The sequence below is a fragment of the Kitasatospora sp. NPDC059327 genome, from assembly GCF_042752535.1.
Lineage (GTDB): Bacteria > Actinomycetota > Actinomycetes > Streptomycetales > Streptomycetaceae > Kitasatospora.
The window spans coordinates 14,658-33,294 of the sequence record NZ_JBHYYB010000078.1 but is presented as its reverse complement, the minus strand read 5'-3'; the positions used below and the strand labels follow the sequence as shown (position 1 = coordinate 33,294).

Annotated in this window: 17 protein-coding genes; 10 read left to right on the top strand and 7 right to left on the bottom strand. The window is 72.7% G+C overall.

Annotation, left to right across the window (positions count from 1 at the left end; all coding sequences use genetic code 11):
- Window positions 1–74: 74 nt before the first annotated feature.
- The 5 genes from ACFXHB_RS33530 to ACFXHB_RS33510 all read left to right on the top strand — a co-directional run bounded on the left by ACFXHB_RS33530 (window position 75) and on the right by ACFXHB_RS33510 (window position 3,506).
- A complete protein-coding gene (locus ACFXHB_RS33530; RefSeq protein WP_380578770.1) occupies window positions 75–329 on the top strand; it encodes a phosphopantetheine-binding protein in 255 nt (84 codons plus the stop codon).
- 11 nt (window positions 330–340) lie between these two features.
- Window positions 341–1,186, top strand: coding sequence for a hypothetical protein (locus tag ACFXHB_RS33525; protein ID WP_380578768.1), 846 nt, complete (start codon window positions 341–343; stop codon window positions 1,184–1,186).
- On the top strand, window positions 1,186–1,830 hold the full coding sequence (locus tag ACFXHB_RS33520; RefSeq protein WP_380578766.1) for a hypothetical protein: 645 nt from the start codon (window positions 1,186–1,188) through the stop codon (window positions 1,828–1,830). The genes ACFXHB_RS33525 and ACFXHB_RS33520 overlap by 1 nt, the downstream gene beginning before the upstream one ends.
- A complete protein-coding gene (locus ACFXHB_RS33515; RefSeq protein WP_380578764.1) occupies window positions 1,823–2,983 on the top strand; it encodes an acyl-CoA dehydrogenase family protein in 1,161 nt (386 codons plus the stop codon). Before ACFXHB_RS33520 ends, ACFXHB_RS33515 begins: the two co-directional genes overlap by 8 nt.
- Window positions 2,984–3,083: 100 nt before the next feature.
- Window positions 3,084–3,506: a holo-ACP synthase gene (locus tag ACFXHB_RS33510; RefSeq protein ID WP_380578762.1), complete on the top strand. Its 423-nt coding sequence runs from the start codon at window positions 3,084–3,086 to the stop codon at window positions 3,504–3,506.
- A gap of 141 nt (window positions 3,507–3,647) precedes the next feature.
- Here ACFXHB_RS33510 and ACFXHB_RS33505 read toward each other — a convergent pair whose 3' ends face one another.
- Window positions 3,648–4,187 (bottom strand): TetR/AcrR family transcriptional regulator, encoded by a 540-nt coding sequence (locus tag ACFXHB_RS33505; RefSeq protein WP_380578760.1) that lies wholly within the window; start codon window positions 4,185–4,187, stop codon window positions 3,648–3,650.
- A gap of 130 nt (window positions 4,188–4,317) precedes the next feature.
- On the opposite strand from ACFXHB_RS33505, the gene ACFXHB_RS33500 reads away from it, so the two are divergent.
- From ACFXHB_RS33500 to ACFXHB_RS33480, 5 genes are all read left to right on the top strand, one after another.
- Window positions 4,318–5,544, top strand: coding sequence for an MFS transporter (locus ACFXHB_RS33500; protein ID WP_380578758.1), 1,227 nt, complete (start codon window positions 4,318–4,320; stop codon window positions 5,542–5,544).
- A 36-nt stretch (window positions 5,545–5,580) separates the two neighbouring features.
- On the top strand, window positions 5,581–7,455 hold the full coding sequence (gene asnB, locus ACFXHB_RS33495; protein WP_380578756.1) for an asparagine synthase (glutamine-hydrolyzing): 1,875 nt from the start codon (window positions 5,581–5,583) through the stop codon (window positions 7,453–7,455).
- A gap of 768 nt (window positions 7,456–8,223) precedes the next feature.
- Window positions 8,224–9,090, top strand: a complete 867-nt coding sequence (locus ACFXHB_RS33490) for a hypothetical protein (RefSeq protein ID WP_380578754.1) — start codon at window positions 8,224–8,226, stop codon at window positions 9,088–9,090.
- Between the two features lie 567 nt (window positions 9,091–9,657).
- Window positions 9,658–9,999 carry a LysM peptidoglycan-binding domain-containing protein gene (locus tag ACFXHB_RS33485; RefSeq protein WP_380578752.1) on the top strand — a complete coding sequence of 114 codons (342 nt, stop codon included), beginning with the start codon at window positions 9,658–9,660 and terminating at the stop codon, window positions 9,997–9,999.
- Window positions 10,000–10,116: 117 nt separating this feature from the next.
- Window positions 10,117–10,533, top strand: a complete 417-nt coding sequence (locus tag ACFXHB_RS33480) for an ArsR/SmtB family transcription factor (protein ID WP_380578750.1) — start codon at window positions 10,117–10,119, stop codon at window positions 10,531–10,533.
- A 49-nt stretch (window positions 10,534–10,582) separates the two neighbouring features.
- On the opposite strand, the gene ACFXHB_RS33475 is transcribed toward ACFXHB_RS33480, so the two are convergent.
- The 6 genes from ACFXHB_RS33475 to ACFXHB_RS33450 all read right to left on the bottom strand — a co-directional run bounded on the left by ACFXHB_RS33475 (window position 10,583) and on the right by ACFXHB_RS33450 (window position 18,464).
- Window positions 10,583–11,989 carry a nitrate/sulfonate/bicarbonate ABC transporter ATP-binding protein gene (locus tag ACFXHB_RS33475; RefSeq protein ID WP_380578748.1) on the bottom strand — a complete coding sequence of 469 codons (1,407 nt, stop codon included), beginning with the start codon at window positions 11,987–11,989 and terminating at the stop codon, window positions 10,583–10,585.
- 55 nt (window positions 11,990–12,044) lie between these two features.
- A complete protein-coding gene (locus ACFXHB_RS33470) occupies window positions 12,045–13,802 on the bottom strand; it encodes an ABC transporter permease (protein ID WP_380578746.1) in 1,758 nt (585 codons plus the stop codon).
- 392 nt (window positions 13,803–14,194) lie between these two features.
- Window positions 14,195–14,515 (bottom strand): hypothetical protein, encoded by a 321-nt coding sequence (locus ACFXHB_RS33465; RefSeq protein ID WP_380578744.1) that lies wholly within the window; start codon window positions 14,513–14,515, stop codon window positions 14,195–14,197.
- A gap of 149 nt (window positions 14,516–14,664) precedes the next feature.
- Window positions 14,665–15,780 (bottom strand): polyprenyl synthetase family protein, encoded by a 1,116-nt coding sequence (locus tag ACFXHB_RS33460; protein WP_380578742.1) that lies wholly within the window; start codon window positions 15,778–15,780, stop codon window positions 14,665–14,667.
- Window positions 15,781–15,924: 144 nt separating this feature from the next.
- Window positions 15,925–17,445, bottom strand: coding sequence for a prenyltransferase/squalene oxidase repeat-containing protein (locus tag ACFXHB_RS33455; RefSeq protein ID WP_380578740.1), 1,521 nt, complete (start codon window positions 17,443–17,445; stop codon window positions 15,925–15,927).
- 80 nt (window positions 17,446–17,525) lie between these two features.
- Window positions 17,526–18,464, bottom strand: a complete 939-nt coding sequence (locus ACFXHB_RS33450) for a hypothetical protein (RefSeq protein ID WP_380578738.1) — start codon at window positions 18,462–18,464, stop codon at window positions 17,526–17,528.
- Window positions 18,465–18,637 lie beyond the last annotated feature (173 nt).

Here is an 18,637-nt window from a genome sequence, read left to right as displayed (position 1 = left end):
TGGCAGCGCCCCCGACATCCCCCCCATATCCCCGACAGCCCCGACAGCCCCGCCCCAGAGGAGTGAACCGGCACATGGAACGTCAGAACGTGGTGTCCGCGGTGGAGTCCGCTCTCAGCGAGGTCCTGGAGCGCGCCGTCACCGGCCTCACCGAGGACGCCCGCCTCTTCGAGGACCTGCACCTGGACTCCACCTCCGTCCTGGAACTGCTGATGGTCCTGGAGGACACGGTCGAGATCTCGGTGGACCCGGAGGCCCTGGACATGGACGACTTCAAGTCGGTGGGCACCCTCACCGACTACGTCCTGGCCCAGGCCGACGGGGCATGAGGGAGACCACGATGTCCACGACCCTCCGGGCCGCCGGCGCAGTGCTCTCCCCGCCGAGCCGGCCGTACGACGAGGACCCGACGACACTCTCCTACTACCGCGACCTGGTCGAGCCCTTCGGTGTCGAGGTGGCGCCGGACCTGCTGCGCTCCGCGCCGAACGTCACCCACCGCGACCTGGTCGACCGGCTCGCGGCGATCGAGGGTATCCGGGACAGCGCGCCGGACCTGGTGATCGTGGCGCAGGCGCTGCCCGACGTCACGCCGTTCGTCGCCATCGCGCCCTACCTCGACCGGCTGCTCGGCGGCCGCTCCGCCAACAACCTCGGCATCGGGCAGCAGGGCCTGGCCGCGCCGTTCACCGCGCTGCGGGTCGTCTCCGCCTTCCAGCGGGCCGGCCGCAGCCGGACGGCGGTGCTCGCCGTCCTCGAACAGACCACCCTGCCGACCAGGTTCCCGCTGGTCCACGACAACGGCCTGGTCGACTCGGGGGTGGCGCTGGTCCTCGGCACCACCGGCGGGCCCCGCGTGACGGGGGTCGAGACCATCCCCGCCGACGAGTCGCCCCTCGGCCGCGTCGGGGAGCTCGCCGCCAAGGACCCGGCGGGCACACTGGTGGTCACCGGGCCCTGGTTCGACCAGCACGGGCTGGACGAGGACAGTCCCCGGCACCGGGTGGAGCCCGGCAGCTACTGCACCAGCGTCTGGCTGGCGCTGGCCCGGAACTGGCGCGCCTGGCAGCACCGGTACACCACGGTGCTGCTCTGCGACACCGACCCGCGCTCCGGCGACAGCCACCTGGCCGTGCTGTCCTCGGACTCCGCCCAGACCGGGGCCGCCGGCGGAGGAGCGCTCTGATGCCGCCGGTGGACACCCTGCCCGGGACGCCGCCTGCCGGTACTGACGGCACCGCCGGCACCGATGCCGCGACGGCCCCGCGGGACTTCGCCGCCGCGCTCGACGCCTGCCACGAGCTGGCGGGCCCGGGCGCGCTGGTCACCTCGCCCGGCGGCTGGGCCGTCGCCTCGGCCGCGCGCCTGCCCGAGGGCGTCCCCGTGCCGGGCGGCTCCGCCGTGCTCGCCGTGACCGGCTCCGGAGTGCCGTCGCCGGAGCGGGCCCGGGAGCTGTTCGCCGACGGGCTGCTCCGGCTCCACCGGGAGCTGCTCCGCGGGCTGCTCGACGCCGTCGTGGTCCGGCTCGGCGACCGCACCTCGGAGGGCGCCAACCTGCTCAACCGTCAGCTGGTGCAGAGCGCGGTGGCCGATGTCGCGCTGGCCCTCACCGAGGCGGCCGACCTGCTGGCGATCCCCGACCGCACCGCCGCGCGCCGCCACCGGATCCACCGCGGGCTGGTGGACGCGGGCCGCGTGGCGATCAAGCTGTACGGCGCGAGCGGCTTCGTGGCCGACGGCCCCGGCCGGCTGCTGTACCTCGCCGAACTGCTGGGCAACACCTACCTCCTGCCGGACGGCCGAGAACGCGACGAGGACGGCGATGAGTGAGCCGGAGCAGCACCGGACAGCCGCGCTGAGGTCCCACATCCGGGAGTCCGCGGGGGAGCTGCGCGGGATCGGTCTGGAGATCGACCGCGACCCGGAGGCGATCGACCGCTGGCTGCACCTCCCCGTGGTGGACATCATGCGCAAGGCCACCGTCCCGGTGGAGTACCTGGAGCGGCCGCTGCGCATCGACGGACACACCTTCGACATGAGCTCGTGTCTGGAACACTCCATCGCCATCGAGGAGTTGAGCTACGGAGACGCGGGCTTCATGCTCTCCTGCCCCGGCCCGCTGATGTCCGGCGTGGCGGTCGGCGCGCTGGGTGACGACAAGCAGCGGCAGGCCTACTACGAACGCGTGGCGGCCCCCGGGTCGACCTGGACCTTCTTCGGACTGACCGAGCCCGAGAAGGGGTCCGCCGCCGCCGAACTGCGGACGGCGCTCACCCCGGACGGGGACGGCTTCCGGCTGAACGGCGCCAAACGCTACGTGGGCAACGCCGCCTTCGCCCAGCTGGGCGTGGTGTTCTGCCGCCGGGCACCGGGACCGCTCGGCATCGAGGCGGTGCTGCTGGACACCACGGCGCCGGGCCTGCGGGCCGAGCTGATCCCGACCGTCGGCCTGCGCGGCGCGCGGATCTCCGCGATCCACTTCGAGGACGTGCGGGTCGAGCGCGAGCAGATCCTCGGCTACGAGACGCTCAAGCCCAGCCGGCGCGGGCTGGTCGGCGCCATCCGGACCTTGCAGCGGTTCCGTCCGGTGCTCGCCGGGACGGCGCTGGGCCTGGTCCGCGCGGTGCTGGACCACGTGCGGGAGGAACGCCCGGGGCTCACCGGTACGGCCCGGCTGCGGCTGGACGAGCTGGTGGACGCCCTGGCCGCGCTGCGGCACCGGAACTACGAGGTCGCCGCCGCGATCGACGCGGGCCGGGCGCGTGCGGACCGGATCGCCGGGGTCAAGACACGCGCCGCCGAACTCGCCGAGCGCAGCACCCTGGTGGCCGCCGAACTCTTGGGCCCGGGCGCCCTGCTGGCGGATCCGCTGCTCGACAAGCTGTACCGGGACGCGCGGGCCTTCGAGTTCATGGAGGGCACCGGGCACATCCAGCGGCTGGCCGTCTTCCAGGGCGTGCTCAAGGGCACGTTCCTCCGGTGAGTCCGGTCCGCGCGAGCGTCGCACCGGCCCCGCACGCCGTCCGGGCCGGGCCAGTTCGGGCCCGGTCCGTCCGGCCGCCTCGGTCGGGGGTGCGCTGACCGTGTGGATCGGAGTCGACGTCCTCCAGGAGGACGAGCTGGCGGCGCTGCTCGGCCGGCCCTGGTTCCGGGCGTACGCCTACGCGCCGGCGGAGCTGGGGCTCGCGGACTCCTACGGGGCCGAGCGGGCCCGGGAGTTCCTCACCGGCCGGTTCGCCGCCAAGGAGGCCGTGCTGAAGGTGATCGGCACAGGCTTCGGCGGGGGAGTGACCCCCCGGCAGGTGGCCGTCCTGCGCGCCGACGGCGGGGCGCCGGTGGTCCGGCTCGGCGGCCTGGCCGCGCTGCGGGCCCGGGAGCGCGGCATCGCGGGCATCGGGGTCTCGATCACGCACAAGCGGGGCCTGGTCATCGCCGCCGCCATCGGGACGCCGGGCGGGGCCGCGGCCGACCCGCCGCCGATGGCCGGGGCTCGGCGACGGCCCTGACCGACGAGACGGACCACGAGAGGAGGAGAGCCCGTGCCAGGACCGCCACGCCCGCCGGAGGCGCCGCCCGCCCCGGGCCGGCCCGCCGCCCGCCCGACCGGCGCGGGGGCCGCGCCGGCCCTGCCGGGCCGGGGGCGGCGGTCAGTCGAGCAGCCGCTCCGCCATCCGCCGGGCCAGCAGGGCCGGCCCGGCGCCGCGCTCGCGCATCGCCGTGACGATCGCCCCGTCCATCAGCAGCGCGAACTGCGGAGCGAGTTCGGCGTGCCGACTGTGCCCGGCGGCTTCGAGCAGGCCGTCGAGGAAGGCGGTCACCGCCCGCTTGTGCGCCTCCGCGAGCCGGTACACCTCGCTGGCGGGGTCGGATATCTCCGCCATGGCGTTGATGAACGCGCAGCCGTGGAAGTTGACGTCCGTCGCCCCCTGCGCGAGGGCGTCGAAGACCGCCAGGGGGCCGCCCCCGTGGGCGTCCACGGCGTCCTCCAGCCAGGCGCGCCAGCTCGCGTCCCGACGGGTCAGCACAGCCGCCACCAAGGCGTCCTTGCCGGTGAAGTGCCGGTAGAAGGAGGCCCGCCCGACCCCGGAGACGGCCAGCAGCCTGTCCACGCCGACGGCGTGGATCCCCTCGGCGTAGAAGAGCTCCTCCGCGGTCTGGAGGAGGCGGTCGCGTGCGTGGGTGGCCATGGGTCCACGGTAGCGGATCTTGACCGTAAACGGCACCGAGCGGTACCGTCCTGTTGAATGGAACCGATCGGTACCGAATAGAGGAGGGCTCATGGCCCGGCTGACCGCTCCCGGCACGGGAACAGCGTTAATGGCAGACGACGACCCCGAGGCGGCATCGGCGAGGACCGCCTGGCGGGCCGTCCTGATGCTCGGCTTCGGCACCTTCGCGCTCGGTACGGACGAGTTCGTGCTCGCCGGGGTGCTGCCGGAGTTCAGCAAGTCCCTGGACGTCTCGATCGCCACCGCCGGCCAGACCGTCACGGTGTTCGCGCTGACCTGCGCCGTGATGTCGCCGGTCCTCGGCACCCTGACCGCCGGCTGGCCCCGCCACCGGGTGCTCAAGCTCGCCGTCCTGCTCTACATGGCGGGCGTGATCGCGACCGGGCTCGCCCCGTCCTTCGCCATCGTCCTGGTCGCGCAGATGATCGCCGCGGCGGGCGCCGGCCTGTACATCCCCGCGGCCAGCGTCACGGCCGCCAGCCTGGTCGAGCCCGAACGCCGGGGCCGGGCCATCGCCGCGGTGACCACCGGGCTGACGGCGGCGACGGCGCTGGGCGCGCCGATCGGCACCGTGGTCGGCAGCGTCCTCGGCTGGCGGGCGACGATGTGGTTCATCACGGTGCTGACGGCCCTGGGCCTGATCGGGGTGCTGGCCCTGGTGCCCCGGGTGTCCGTGCCGGCCCCCGGAGGGCTGCGCCAACGGCTCGCCCCGCTCGGCGACCGCCGGGTGGTCACCGTGCTCGCGACCACGCTGGTGGCCTTCACCGCCGCGTACATCGTCTACACCTACATGGCCGAGGTGTTCTCCTCCGCGACCGGCGGCAGCGGCACCAAGCTGGCGATCCTGATGTTCGCGTTCGGGCTGACCGGGACGGTCGGCAACTTCTACGCCGGCGCGCTGGTCGACCGGATCGGTGCCCGGCCGGTGGTGGGCGGCGCCATCGTGCTGCTGGCCCTCAGCCTCCTCGTCCTCCCGCTGACCACCGGCGCCTATCCGGCCGCGCTGGTCGTCATCGTGGCCTACGGTGTCGCGGCCTGGGCCATCACGGCCCCCCAGCAGACCCGTCTGATCACCCTCGAACCCGAGTCGGCGCCCCTGCTGATCTCGCTCAACGCGGCCTTCCTCTACCTCGCCATCGCCTTCTCCGGTGTCATCGGGGCGGTCGGTATGAGCTCGATCGGTGCGGACCGGATCAGCTTCATCGGAGCGGGGCTGGCCGTGGTCGCCCTGGGCCTGTCCGAGCTGGCGCACCGGCTGTCCTCGCGTACCCCGGCGCCGGCGGCGGAGCCGGCGGAGGTCGATTCGTACCACTGACATGCGCTCGATCACTCGACGAAAGGTATGTCCAAGATGTGTGGAATAGTCGGCTGGGTGGACTTCGGTCGCGACCTGACCAGGGAGGGAGCGACCGCGCAGGCCATGACGGACACCATGGCCTGCCGGGGGCCCGACGCCGAAGGCGTCTGGACGGCCCCGCACGCGATGCTCGGCCACCGCAGGCTCGCGGTGATCGACATCGAGGGCGGCGCCCAGCCGATGATCACTCCGGAGACAGGTCCGGACGGCCGGCCGCTCGTGGTCCTGAGCTACAGCGGCGAGGTCTACAACTTCCAGGAGATCCGCGAGGAACTGGTCCTGCTCGGCCACCGCTTCCTCACCAGGAGCGACACCGAGGTGGTGCTGCGCTCGTACCTCCAGTGGGGGAGCGAGTTCGTCCACCGTTTCAACGGCATGTTCGGCCTGGCGCTCTGGGACAACCGGACGCAGGAGCTGCTCCTGGTCCGCGACCGCCTCGGCGTCAAGCCGCTCTTCTACTACCCCGTCGACGGCGGCGTGCTCTTCGGCTCCGAGCCCAAGGCCATCCTCGCCAACCCGCGGAGCACCGCGACGCTCGACCTGGACGGTCTGCGCGATGCCCTCGCCCTCGCCCGCGTGCCCGGCCGCACCCCGCTGAAGAACCTCTACGAGGTGCGGCCGGGCCACATCGTGCGGGTCGGCCGCGACGGGCTGCGCGAGGAGCGCTACTGGTCGCTGGAGACCCGCCCGCACACCGACGACCTCGACACCACCGTGGCCACCGTCCGCGAGCTCATCGAGGACGCGGTGAGCCGCCAGATGGTCTCCGACGTGCCGCTCTGCGCGCTGCTCTCCGGCGGCCTCGACTCCAGCGCCCTCACCGCCCTGGCCCAGCGCTCGCTCGACGCCAAGGACGGCAGCCGGGTCCGGACCTTCTCCGTCGACTTCGTCGGACTGGCCGGGGAGTTCAAGCCCGAGCAGTTCCGCGACGCGCCGGACGCCCCGTTCGCCGCCGAACTCGTCCGCCACGTCGGCACCGAGCACCGCGAGATCCTCCTCGACACCGCCCAGCTCGTCGACCCCGGCGTCCGCGACACCGTGCTGCGGGCCTGGGACCTGCCCTACGGCATCGGCGACCACGACCCCTCCCTCTACCTGCTGTTCAAGGCGGTCCGGGAGAGCTCGACCGTCGCCCTCTCCGGCGAGTCGGCCGACGAGGTCTTCGGCGGATACCTCTGGTTCCACGACCCGGTGGCCTCGCAGGCCGACACCTTCCCCTGGCACGCCATCAACCGGGTCCCGGTGAGCGAGCAGGCGACCAGCTTCCTCGACCCCGGCCTGGTCAAGTCGCTCAACCTGGCCGAGTACGTCGCCGACGAGTACCGCACGGCCGTCGGCCAGGTCACCCACCTGCCCGGGGACAGCGACCTCGAACGGCGGATGCGCCTCGCCAGCCACCTCAACATCACCCGGTTCCTCCAGATGATGCTCGACCGCAAGGACCGGATGAGCATGGCGACCGGCCTGGAGGTCCGGGTGCCGTTCTGCGACCACCGACTCGTCGAGTACGTCTACAACACGCCCTGGGCGTTCAAGACCTTCGACGGACGGGAGAAGAGCCTGCTGCGCCACGCCACCAAGGACCTGCTGCCGCAGTCGATCGTGCAGCGCCGAAAGGCCCCCTACCCCTCGACCCAGGACCTCGGCTACGACCGGGCCATCAACCGCGAGCTCGCCCGGATCGCCGCCGACCGGGACGCCCCGGCGCGGCCGCTGCTGAACCTCGACGCCGTCCGGGACCACCTCGCCGCACCGGTGGAGAACGCCTACTCGATGATGCAGCGCTCGATCTACACCGAGCCCCCGGTCCGGCTGGACGCCTGGCTCAGGCTCCACGACGTCCGGTTGGACGGCCTCCTGACCGCCTGACCCGGGTGGGCGAGCGGCCCGCCGGAGCGCCGCCGCGCGGTGAAGGCGCGGTGGCGCACCAGGCCGGTCGGGGCAAGGGACCGGAGGGTCGCCTTCTGCCGCCTTGTCCGTGAAGTCATCGGTGGGAGCGGGCACTTGGGAAACCGGGTGCCCGCTCCCACCGGTGGGTGGGCGGGTCTCGGTCCCCAGGGGGTCCTTCGCTCGCACCGCGCACGCGGTGGGGCGCGGTCCCCGCCGGCCGGGCGTGACGTGTCTTCGCCCGAGCCATTGAACAGCGGGGCGGATCGTCGCATCAGCCGTTCACCGGTCGGGGCTCCGCGAGCTGTTCGCACCCCACACCCGGTCCTCATCGAGCTCACCACCGCGGCCGTCGCTTCAAGTCGGCCGTCTGTGAGTCGAATCCAGGACCCCGCAAAGGCGCACTCGCCGCCGGGCGGTCCCGATGTGGGGGAGCTGCGCCCGCGGCCGAGCCTGTCACCGCGCCGGACGAGGATCACTCGTCGGCTTCCTCGGCTCGCCCTCGGGAGCGAAGGTCATGGATCCCCGGAACGAGCCGCCGCCGCGAGCCCGGAGGCCGTCACGGAACCGGTCAGGTGGCGGTGCACGGCCGAATACGCCCGAGGCGGTCACCCGGGTCGCCGGACCGGCGTGCGAAGCAGCCCCACCTTGGCGGTGGATTCGCCGTCGACCGCGGCGATGCCGTTCGATCAGTTGATCGAACGGCATGTGAATCCGATAAGGTGACCCGCTGTCTGGGAGGGCGCACACATGAACGACAGGACGCGGAATCTCATCCCGTGGGTAGTGCTGGTGGCCGCGGTCGGCGGTCTGGCCACCTACCGGAATCCGTGGCTGGACCCGAGCGGGTCCGAGCGCTCCGGGCCGGCCGCCGCGTCCAGGCCCGCCCGCTTCGCCTGGCCTCCGACGCCGGCCCTGCCCACGACGCCGCCGAGGCCGACGGCCGACGCGGCGTTGCCGGGCGGCGGTACGTTCATCGGAAGCCGGTGCGGTGCCAAGGGCTTCCACCACTTCACGCCGCCGGCCACACTCGCCCCCGACCCCACCGGCCGGAGCGGCGAAGGGCGAGGCCGCGGCACACCGGGCCCGCAGCTGACCCTCGGTTCCTACGGCTTCGGGCGGGACGGGGCCGACGACCAGGGGGAGTTCACCCTCCTCCTGCTGCTTGGCCCCGGCGCGGGGCGCGTGCTCGAACTGTCGGGCCCGCTCGGCCCGGAGGGGGTGGCCGTGGAGATCGAGGGACCGGAGGGGATCGTCGGTGGCGCGTACGGCCTGCCGGTGACGCTTGACGACGACGCTGCCCCGTCCCCGGAGGGAAAGGTCCGCGTCACGCCGGCCGAGGGCGGCTCGGCTGAGGTCACGCTCCCCGCGCGGGCGCTGTGCCCGGGGTACGACGGCTTCGCCCTCCAGTCGGTGCTCACGGCACCGATCGACGCGTCGAACACCATCACCGGTGACCCGCCCTACCGGCTCACCGTCTCCATCGCCGACCCCGCGGTCGGCGCGCTCCGACGCGCGGCAGGATCACCCCTGACCGGCGACGTCCTGACCGCCGACAACCGGATCGATCGGACGCACGGCTCCCCGGCCGAGGACCCCGCGGCGGCCGCGGTCTGAGTTCCCCCCGGCCCTCACCCGCGCCCTCACCCGCGCCCGTTCCGGCCGGCGAGCCGCCCGGCTGAGCCCACCGACCCTCGGCCGCGCCTTCCCCGTCCTCCCACCCCACCCCCCCGCTGCCGGGGGACAGGCCCGACCGGAACCGCGACCTCGCGCGGCCGGGCCGTTCGGCCTACCGAGGGCGCGCCCGGAACGGGACTGTCACATAACGTCGTCAGCAAGTGACTCCACGTACTCGCCCGACTGGGAAGGCAGAACATGCGACGGAACCCATCCCGCCCCGCGACGACTCGTCCGACGGGCTCGCGGACCCGAATAGCGCTGGCTGCTGTCAGCGGCCTCGCCGCCTGCTCCATGGTGCTGGCGTCCGGCTACTCGGCCGCTGCGCAGGACCCTGACCCGGCGCACTCGGCCCCGGCGCACTCGGCCCCGGCGCCCGCCACGCACACCCCCGCACCGACGCATGCGAGCTCGGCGCCCGCAACCCTGGCCCCCTCGACGTCCCTGGCCCCCTCGACGTCCTTGGCGCCCGTGACGCCCGTGCCGGCGCCCGCTCTGGCGCGACACGTGACCTACACCGTGAAGAGTGGTGACACGCTGTGGGGCATCGCCGAGAAGTACTACGGCATCGGCGACCTGTGGCGGGCGATCTACGGCGCCAACCGGCCGGCGATCGAGAAGGCCGCTCGTGATCACGGACTGGCTTCGAGCGACGACGGTCACTGGATCTACCCGGGGGAGGGCGTCGACACCATTTCGCTGGACCTCGTGGACCTCATCAAGGAGATCCTCCAGCTCCGGGGAGAAGGCCTCACGGTGACGGGGCCGGGTCTGTGCCTCGTCTCGGCCGACCCGCTCGCTTGCCTGCAGGAGAAGTTCCCCGACCTGTTCGCGGCGGCGCAGGGCTGAGTCGGGTCTTCCGCACGCCGACCGTGTCCGCCCCGCAGGTCCGTAAGCCCGGGTGCGCGCGGCGGGCCGCCGCGCGGTCGGCGGAGCGGACGCGGTGTGCACCGGTACGATCCTTGCATGAGTACGCAAGGAGAAGCGTGGGACGCGGAGGCGGCGGAGCGCGCGGTGGCGGTGCTGAAGGCGGTCGCCGACCCGTCGCGCTACCGCCTGCTGTGGGCGCTGAGCCGGCGGGAGCTGCCGGTGAGCGAGCTGGCGCAACTCCTGGGCGCCCACGTGGCCGCCACCTCGCAGCATCTGGCGAGGCTGCGGTCGGCGGGACTGGTGGTGTCGCGGCGGGAGGGGACGCGGATCTTCTACCGGGCCGCCGATGTGAGCGGGCTGCTGACGGAGGCGGCGCTGGTCGCCGAGAAGACACCGGAGCGCGGGGGCGGTGGCGGCGACGGTGGCGGCGGGGCGGTCGCGGCCGCCGAAGCGCCCGCGACGCAGGGCGCCCGGGTGGGGCGGCGGCGCCTGGCCACGGGGCAGGCGGGCTGATCGGTACGGTGCGCGACGGCGCGGGACGGGTGTCCCGCGCCGTCGCGCGTCAGCGGGGGAGGCCGGCCCCTTCGTCCGGCCGGTACTCCTGCGGGGCCGCGTCGTAGCCGAACAGTTCGGCGTAGCGGCCCCAGTCGGTGGCGGTCTCCAGCTGGCGGTCGACCTGTTCGCTGGTGTAGTGGTGGGCGAGCAGGTCGCGGAAGAAGCCGGCGCGCACGGTGGTGCCGTGCCCGCCGCGCAGGCTGTTGGCGATCAGCTTGACCAGCGGCAGCTCCAGCGCGGCCGGGGCGAAGATGGTCTTGGACAGCTGGACGTCGGCGCCGGCGAACGCCGCCCCGGTGTCGGTGAGCACCAGGTCGTCGCCGCTGATCTCGGCGAAGCCGAGCAGGTCGAGGGCGTCGACGAGGGGGAGCATGTCGTCGATGTCCAGGCCGAGTTCGTCGGTGAGGTCGGCGAGGTCGCAGCGACCGCCGCGGTGGGCGATCATCTCGGCGAGGCCGGAGAGGCCGTCGACGCTGGCGGTGGGCAGCGGGGTATTCGCGACGGTGCGCCGGTCGAGCTGGACGGCCTCGCCGCGGCCGGGCAGGCGGGTCTCCTTGGGACGGCCGGTCATGATCCGGTAGACGCGGTCGACGAGTTCGTCGAAGGCGGCCGAGTCGCGGTCGCGGGGTCGGTCGAGGGTGATCTCGACGGTCTCGCGGATGGTGCCGTAGGGGCGGGAGCCGAGGACGACGACGCGGTCGGCCATCAAGACCGCCTCCTCGATGTTGTGGGTGACCAGGACGACGGCGCGGGTGGGGAACTGGCCGGACTCCCACAACTCCATCAGCTCGCCGCGCAGGTTCTCGGCGGTCAGGACGTCGAGGGCGGAGAAGGGCTCGTCCATCATCAGCACGTCGGGCTCGACGACCAGGGCGCGGGCGAAGCCGACGCGCTGGCGCATGCCGCCGGAGAGCTCCTTGGGGTAGGCGGACTCGAAGCCGTCGAGGCCGATCAGGTCGATCGCCCGGACGGCGGCCTCCGCGCGCTCCCGGGGGCTCACCCCGCGTGCCTCCAGACCGAGTTCGACGTTCTGCTGGACGGTCAGCCAGGGCAGCAGGGCGAAGGTCTGGAACACCATGGCCGTACCGGGGTTGGCCCCGGCCAGCGGAGTGCCGCGGTAGGAGACGGCGCCGGAGCTGGGCGGGAGCAGGCCGGCCAGGCAGCGCAGCAGGGTGGACTTGCCGGAGCCGGACTTGCCGAGCAGGGCGACGATCTCGCCGGCCCGCACCTGGAGGTCGATGCCGGACAGGACGGGCAGTTCGCCGTCGGCGCCGGCGTAGGTCTTGGTGAGGCCGACGGTCTCCAGCAGCACCTCGCCGTCGGCGGGGCGGGCTCCGGGCGCGGTGGCCGGGGCGGTCCTGGTGTCGGTGGGGGTGGCGCCGGCGCGTCGGCCGAGCAGGGTCTTGACGCTCATGGAGGTTCTCCGTGCGAAGTGCGAAGTGGTGTGGGCGGGGCCTCGCGTTGAGTGGTCAGAGGGAGTAGCGGGTCTCGGCCAGGCGGTAGAGGCGGCGCCAGAACAGGCGGTTGAGGGCGACGACGTACAGGCTCATCACGGCGACGCCGGCGAGCAGGTGCGGGTAGTCGCCGCGTTCGGTGGCCCGGGCGATGTACGCGCCGAGGCCGGTGGCGGTCAGCGTGGTGGTGCCGAAGGTGACGACCTCGGCGACGATGGAGGCGTTCCAGGCGCCACCTGAGGCGGTGATGCCGCCGGTGACGTAGGCGGGGAAGATGCCGGGGATGATCAGGCGCCGCCAGCGCTGCCGGCCGCGCACGCCGAGGTCGTCCATCGCCTCGCGCAGGTCGGTCGGGATGGCCATGGCACCGGCGATGGTGTTGAACAGGATGTACCACTGGGCGCCGAGGGCCATCAGCAGGATGCCGCCCACGTCGATCGACAGCCCGGTCCTCAGGAGCAGCCAGACGACCAGCGGGAACAGGAAGTTGGCGGGAAAGCTGGCCAGTACCTGGACGAGGGGCTGGGCGATGCGGGTCAGCTTCGGGGAGAAGCCGATCTTCACGCCGATGGGTACCCAGACCACGGTCGCCACCGCCACCAGGACGATCACGCGGGCGAGGGTGGCCAGGCCCAGCAGCAGCGGCTCGCCGAACACGCCGAGGCCGGTGCGGTCGTACAGGTAGCGGCCGAGGTCGAACAGTCCCCACAGGATCAGGCCGCCGGCGACGACGGCGAAGGTGACGTCCCCGGCCCGCCGCCGGGTGGAGCCGGCGGCCGGCGGCCGGTCGTCGGTGCCCAGCAGCCGGCCGGCGCGGGACAGCGCCAGGCCCACCGGGCGCAGCAGGCGGCCGAGCAGCTCGGGCCAGTGCGAGCGGCGCAGGAAGTCCAGGACGACCGAGCGCTGGATCTCGGTGGCCTCGGACTGCTCGTTCTTGAACCTCTCCGCCCACGCGGTGAGGGGCCGCCAGAACAGGAAGTTCACCGCGATCACCAGCACGGCCATGGTGGCGATCGCCCAGCCGACCTTGCCGAGGTCGCCGTCGGCGATGGCGGCGCCCGCGTAGGAGCCGATGCCGGGCAGCGCGTACTTCTGGTTGTTGACGCTGATCGCCTCGGACGCGACCAGGAAGAACCAGCCGCCGCCGAAGCTCATCATGCCGTTCCAGACCAGGCCGATCATGCCGGAGGGCACTTCGACCTTCCAGAACCGCGTCCACCGGGTGAAGCGGAACGAGCGTGACAGCTCGTCGAGTTCACTCGGCAGCGAGGTGAGGGAGGAGTAGAAGCCGAAGGTCATGTTCCACGCCTGGGACGTGAAGATCGCGAAGATCGCCGCGCACTCCAGGCCGAGCATGGAACCGGGGAACAGGGCGAGGAAGCCGGTCACGGCGACGGTCAGGAACGCCAGGACCGGGACGGACTGGAGGATGTCCAGCGCGGGGATCAGGACGCGCTCCAGTCGCCGGCTCTTCGCGGCGGCGTAGGCGTAGCCGAAGGTGAAGACGACCGAGAGCACGAGGGCGGCGAACATCCGCAGCAGCGAGCTCGCCGCGTCGTACGGCAGTCGGGCGGGGTCGGTGTCGACGGTGGCGTCCTGGCCGGTGGAGAACCGGACGGTGGTGCCCTGTCCGACCCGCAGGGCCAGGTAGAGCAGGACCAGGACGGCCGCGGCGACGACCGCGTCCACCCAGGTCATCCGGGACAGGCGGCCGGCCGGCCGGGCGGCGGGCGCGGTCGGGGCGGCGGGCGGGGCCGACTTGAGGAACGACATGACGGTAACCTCCGGGCGCGCGGCACCGGCTCCGGCCGCCTCGGCCACAAGCCGGGGGCGGGGGAGCGGGGGTGGTGCGCGTACGTGAACAGGCGGGAGCCGGAGAACAGGGGAGGGCGGCGACGCGTCCGCGGTGGGACGCGCGCCGTGTCACGCCGCGCGCGGGATCAGGCGCGGGCGGCGGAGGGGAGGCCGCCGGGGCGGCGCCGGGTACTGGGAGGGTCTTCGCCCATGGCTGCCTCCTCCGGTTCTGGCTGGGTACGTCGATGCCGGGCAGGATCACGCGCTGCCGGGACGGCACACGGCGGTGCCTCGGGAAGTGTCCTACCTTTTGCGTCGATACGCAAATAAGCCTTCCCCCGGATGTGGGGCTGGAGAAATGACATCCATTTTCATGTAGAGTCGACTGCTCCTGCCGCGTTCTGCGCGAGCACCTGCTGTCCGGGCTGGCCGGCATCGCCGAGGCCGGACGGCACGGGCCGGCGATCGTCGAGCTCTGGGGCGGCAGCGACCCGCACCCGGCAGTCGAGGTGATCGCCAGCGGTGAGGTGGACGGCCGTCCGATGGGCGAGCTGATCGAGCTCGCCGGAGTGGTCACCGCGGTCGACCCCGACCGGCTGATCGGCGACCTCTCCGTCTCCGACGACCTTTCCGAGCAGGGCGAGCACACCTGTGCCGACGACGCCCGCACCCGCGCCGAGGCGCTCGCCCACCAGGTCGAGTACGCCACCACGATCGCCGGGCCGGGGCCGGCCCCGCGGCGACGGCGGGCAGACTCTGCCCGGCGCACCCGCGGTCGTTTCGCTACGGCTTGTCCCGCAACCTCACGCCCGCGAACCACGCCGAGACGGCGGTCGCCGGGTCAGGTGTGTCTCCGGGCCGACTGGTCGGCGAGCAGGCGCAGGGTGTCGGTGACGACGGGGTCGATGAGCGGGCTCTCCAGGGCGGCGAGGGCCTCCTTGTAGCGCTGGGTGATCATGCCGTCGACGGCGCGGTGAGCGCCGGTGGATTCGATGATCCGACGGGAGGCGTCGGCCTGGTCCTCGGTCAGAGTGCGGCACCCGAGGAAGGAGCGGAGCCGGTCGGCCTGGGCGTCGGTGGCGCGTTGGAGGGCGAGGGCGATCAGGACGGTGGCCTTGCCCTCGCGCAGGTCGTCCAGGGTCGGCTTCCCGGTCAGGTCCGGGTCGCCGAAGACACCCAGGAGGTCGTCACGGAGTTGGAAGGCCTCCCCCAAGGGAATCGCGTACGCGGACAGGGCGTCGAGCAGGGCCGGTTCCGCGCCGGCGAGAGCGGCGCCCAGGTGCAGGGGGCGCTCGACGGTGTACTTCGCCGTCTTGTAGCGGAGTACCGTGAATGCGGTTTCGACATCCGGGCCGGCACAGCCGGTGTGGGCGAGGTCGAGGTACTGACCCAGGGTGACCTCGGTGCGCATCTCGTCCAGCAGCGGCAGCACCCGTGCCAGTTGTCCGGGGGTCGGCCGACCCGCGTGAAGGAGTTCGTCGGACCAGACGAAGGCCAGGTCCCCGATCAGGATGGCGGCGGCCTCGCCGAAGCGGTCGGCGGCCGCTCCCGGGTCTTCGGCCGGGGACGCGGGCGGGCGCCGGCCGTACGTGCGGGCCAGGGCGCGGTGGACGGTGGGCCGGCCGCGGCGGGTGTCGGAGCGGTCCATCAGGTCGTCGTGGATGAGGGCGAACGCGTGGAACAGTTCCAGCGAAGCCGCCAGATGATGGGCCGTGTCGACGGAGCCGACGCCGCCGGCCGCGTGCCAGCCGATCATGGCGAAGACGGGGCGGACGCGTTTGCCCCCGGCGGCCAGGAACTCCTGCAGCGGCGACGCCAGGTTCGGCAGACGGCCACCCGCCGTCGTCGACTCCGCCTTCGTCGCCAGGAACGTGGTCAGGGTCCGTTCGACGGCTTCCTTCAGGCGGTGCGGCTCCAGTGTGGGAGGCGGGGCGGGGCGGGGAGGTAGCGGGGCCATGATGCGGTGTCCTTGTCGGAGGGTGATCGGAGGGTGATCGGAGGTGAGGGGAGGTGAGGGGAGGGCCGGCTTCGAGGGCCTCCGGTCAGGAGGCCCTCGACGACCCGGTTCTCGGTAACGGCGTGGGCGGTCTCGCCGGCGTCGTCAGCCCGGACGAGCGGCACGCTCGGTCACGGCCACCGACAGTGCCCGTACGACCTGTATCGGCTGGTACAGCTCTTTGCCGTGCCACAGCGGCGTGTTCACCGCGTCGTCCGCGTGGGCGTGGAGGGCGTCGGTGAGGAAGGCGGCGGCTCGTGAAACGGCCTGGCGTCGGTCGTGGTGCCGGTGATCGACGGCGGTGGCGATCAGGGCGCCGGCGGCGTGTGCGGTCTCGTCCAGGGTGGGGCCCCAGATACCCCAGCTGCCGTCCGGTCGTTGTTCGCGCAGCATGGCGTCGACGGACGCCTTGATCCGGGGTGTGGGTCTCTTGGGGGCGCACAGGGACAGCGCGGTCATCGCGCAGGCGGTCGCGTAGTACGGCGAGGCGTGCCAGCGGTCCGTCCAGAGCCCTCCGCTCTCCTGACTGTCCAGCAGGTATTCGGTGGCTTTGTGACGCTGGCGTCGGGTCTGTGCGCTGGGGGTGGGACCGGTCAGCGCCTCCAGGGCGTGCGCGTTGGTGGTGACGGACGGGCCGCTCTCGCCGAGGTAGAACGTGGCGAACGCGTCGACGTCCTCGAACCGGTCGAGGGGTGTCGTGTCGACGTCCGCGCCGAGCAGCCGAAGGGCCGCCAGGGTGGTGGCGGTGGTGTCGCCGTCGGCTGGTGCTCCCGGCCCGACGGCGACGCCGTCGGGTGTCACGGACCTCCGCAGGGCGCGGCGCATGCGGTCGGCCGCCGTTCCGGGAAGCACCGATCCCGTCCTGAGCACGTCGCGCGTGATCCAGGCCAGTTCGAAGGCCGGAATGGGACGGAATCCGGGTTGGGCGCCGCCCATGTCCCGCGCGTTGCTTACCAGGTACGCGGTGGCTGCGGGGACGGGTCCTCCGTGGGCACGTAGGAGGGTCGCGGTGGCGGCCGGGGAGCAGGCGACCGCGCCCTGTGCGAGCAGTGCTCCCCAGCGTGCCCCGGAGCGCGGGGTGTCGGCGGGGGAGACCAGGACTTCGAGAAAGTGATCGGCGTAGGGAGGAAGGGGATGTCCGGAGCGCATGGCACCGCGCAGGCGCTCCAGCCGGTGGCGGGCGGGCGCGTGCACCTGGGCCAGTCGGTGGACACCGTGGAGCAGGGCCGCGTCCTGGCCCACGGTGAGGGTGTCCAGGTCTTCGAGAAGCGCGGCCACGATGATTTCCAGGCCGCCGGTGTCGGGGAGGCGTTCGGGCGGGAACTCCTCGGCGTGGGCGGAGAGCCACGCGAGTCCCTCGCGCGCGGAGGTGACGTGCCGTGCGTCCTGGTCCTGCCTCAAGGCGGTCGCGGCGGTGGCGGCCAGGGTCGGAACGAGCCGGTACGGCGGCGGGGCCAGGCTGGGGCCCCAGCTGCCGTCCGGCCGCTGGTCCTCGACGAGGTGGTTCATCGCCGCGTCGGCGATGCCGACGTAGTCGGGGGTTCTGGGAAGCCGGGCGACGAAGGACGTCTCGTAGCACGACGGGCCGGTGGTGGCTCCTTGAGGGTCGCTCAGCGCGCGGTCCACGAGAAGGCCGAGGGTGGGAAGCCGATCCGCGGCCTTATGCGCGGGCATCTGAGTGCTCTGCGTCGACTTGCGGTGCGTGGTCACAGCGCGAAGCGTTCGGTGGCCGCGTTCTCGCAGGCGCTGATCCCGCCGATCAGCAGACGCATGGTGCGGGCGAACCGGTGAAGCTCGGGGTTGTCGCCGCTCTCGATACGGGCGAGCGCGTCGTGAGCGTCCCTGGCTTGCTGGTCACACAGACGCGACGCTTCGATGAACGCGTCCGCCGTACCGTATCCACGGTCGTGCATGAGAAGGGGGACGAGACTGCACAGCTCGGTTTCCCCCATGGCGATCTCCCACGGATAGGAGACGAGGTCGTTGCACATTCCCAGGAGGTTGAGCGCGGCGGTGATGACCCGGTGCACGTCCGGCAGGCGCCGCACCCTGTCCGTGAGGTGCCAGTTCCCTGCCGGTTCGGCGAAGGATTCCAGGACGGTGGCGTACACGGTACGGGGCCGCACGGCCAGGTATTCGTCCAGGGACACGGCATTCCGGTTGGCACCCAATTCCCAGTACTGCGCCAGGAGGTCGGTACGGAGGGCCTGGACGATGCGGTCGGCGTGGACGGGGTCGACCGTCCGCCGGATGCTCGCCAGCGAGGAGCCCAGTGCTGCCGCGAAGCCGGTCTCCTCCCTGGCGGGTGCCCCTTCGATCGCGCCGATGAGTTCGGGGATGGCACGGGCCACGTCGGCGGAGGCGGTGACATAGGCGAAGGTGTCGTCGAAGACGGTGATCCAGCTGAGGAGTTCACCAGCACAGGTGAGAACCTCCAAACTGGCCTCGGGGTAGCAGAACCCCAGGGAATCCCCGAGACGGGTCTTGTGGAAGCGCTCACGGACACGGGGCTCCGCCAGAAGCTGGTGGGACTCAAGCCAGGCGCGGGCATGGTCCTCGACCTCGTCGGCGTGCGGATTGACCGAGGACGGGAACAAGGTGTCTCCGAAGGTGGGCAACGCGTAGGGGAAATGCTTTACGGGCATGGCTTTCTGCCTTCCTCAGGGTGAACCGGCAGTCCGGTGCTCTCTCTTCGCGCAGCGGCCCGCCAGAGGACGAAGGCTGTGATCGCGGCGCAGGGGAGAGGGCGGTGACGAGCGCGGCACGCGGCCGCGTCGGCCGCTTGAGCGGGTATCGAGCAAAGGCGCTGTGGTTGCCC

Coding starts and splice junctions, on each gene's coding strand:
- ACFXHB_RS33525 (WP_380578768.1), top strand. CDS start 341: ATGTCCACGACCCTCCGGGCCGCCGGCGCAGTGCTCTCCCCGCCGAGC.
- ACFXHB_RS33505 (WP_380578760.1), bottom strand. CDS start 4,187: ATGGCCACCCACGCACGCGACCGCCTCCTCCAGACCGCGGAGGAGCTC.
- ACFXHB_RS33530 (WP_380578770.1), top strand. CDS start 75: ATGGAACGTCAGAACGTGGTGTCCGCGGTGGAGTCCGCTCTCAGCGAG.
- ACFXHB_RS33515 (WP_380578764.1), top strand. CDS start 1,823: ATGAGTGAGCCGGAGCAGCACCGGACAGCCGCGCTGAGGTCCCACATC.
- ACFXHB_RS33490 (WP_380578754.1), top strand. CDS start 8,224: ATGAACGACAGGACGCGGAATCTCATCCCGTGGGTAGTGCTGGTGGCC.
- ACFXHB_RS33500 (WP_380578758.1), top strand. CDS start 4,318: ATGGCAGACGACGACCCCGAGGCGGCATCGGCGAGGACCGCCTGGCGG.
- asnB (WP_380578756.1), top strand. CDS start 5,581: ATGTGTGGAATAGTCGGCTGGGTGGACTTCGGTCGCGACCTGACCAGG.
- ACFXHB_RS33480 (WP_380578750.1), top strand. CDS start 10,117: ATGAGTACGCAAGGAGAAGCGTGGGACGCGGAGGCGGCGGAGCGCGCG.
- ACFXHB_RS33475 (WP_380578748.1), bottom strand. CDS start 11,989: ATGAGCGTCAAGACCCTGCTCGGCCGACGCGCCGGCGCCACCCCCACC.
- ACFXHB_RS33520 (WP_380578766.1), top strand. CDS start 1,186: ATGCCGCCGGTGGACACCCTGCCCGGGACGCCGCCTGCCGGTACTGAC.
- ACFXHB_RS33460 (WP_380578742.1), bottom strand. CDS start 15,780: ATGGCCCCGCTACCTCCCCGCCCCGCCCCGCCTCCCACACTGGAGCCG.
- ACFXHB_RS33450 (WP_380578738.1), bottom strand. CDS start 18,464: ATGCCCGTAAAGCATTTCCCCTACGCGTTGCCCACCTTCGGAGACACC.
- ACFXHB_RS33470 (WP_380578746.1), bottom strand. CDS start 13,802: ATGTCGTTCCTCAAGTCGGCCCCGCCCGCCGCCCCGACCGCGCCCGCC.